Origin of the sequence: Streptomyces sp. SID3212, assembly GCF_009865405.1 — a bacterium.
In the GTDB taxonomy this organism is placed as follows: domain Bacteria; phylum Actinomycetota; class Actinomycetes; order Streptomycetales; family Streptomycetaceae; genus Streptomyces.
The window spans coordinates 1-650 of the sequence record NZ_WWJY01001131.1 but is presented as its reverse complement, the minus strand read 5'-3'; the positions used below and the strand labels follow the sequence as shown (position 1 = coordinate 650).

1 protein-coding gene is annotated in these 650 nt (G+C 78.5%); it reads left to right on the top strand.

The features are described 5' to 3' along the window. Window positions 1–650, top strand: a 650-nt coding sequence (locus GT042_RS33390; protein WP_202534461.1) for a cobalamin biosynthesis protein, incomplete at both ends; no start/stop codon positions are given.

The window sequence follows — 650 nt, the reverse complement described above, 5'->3', positions numbered from 1 at the left end:
CCGCGCCGGGGCCACCCGGTCGCGGCGTTCGGACGGGCGGCGGGGGCCGTGGAACGCGTTCTGTGGCGGGACCACCGGGGCTGGGGCGCGTTGCACACGCTGGTCTGCGCGGGCGGCGCCGCGGGCCTGGGCGCGCTGGTGGCGCGCGGGGTGCGGGGACGCGGGGCTCACCAGCCTGCGGGTGCCGGAGTGGCCGGACGTGCTGGGCTCTTGGGGCGGCGGGGTGCCTCCGTCGTGCTGGGCGCCGCCGCCACCTGGTCCGTCGTCGGTGGTACGTCGTTGGCGCGGGAGGCGCGGGCCATCGGCCGGGCGCTCTCCGCCGGGGACGTCGAACTGGCCCGGGAGCGGCTGCCGCACCTGTGCGGCCGTGACCCGCAGTCTCTCGACGCCCAGCAGATCGCGCGGGCCGTCGTGGAGTCCGTCGCCGAGAACACCTCCGACGCCGTGGTGGGCGCGCTGGTGTGGGGCGCTGTCGCCGGGGTTCCCGGGCTGGCCGGGTTCCGGGCCGTGAACACGCTGGACGCGATGGTGGGACACAAGTCCGCCAGGTACCACCGGTTCGGCTGGGCCTCGGCCCGCCTCGACGACGTGGCAGGCCGGCCGGGTGCCCGGCTCACCGCCGCGCTGGCCGTCGTCGCGGGCGGTGACCC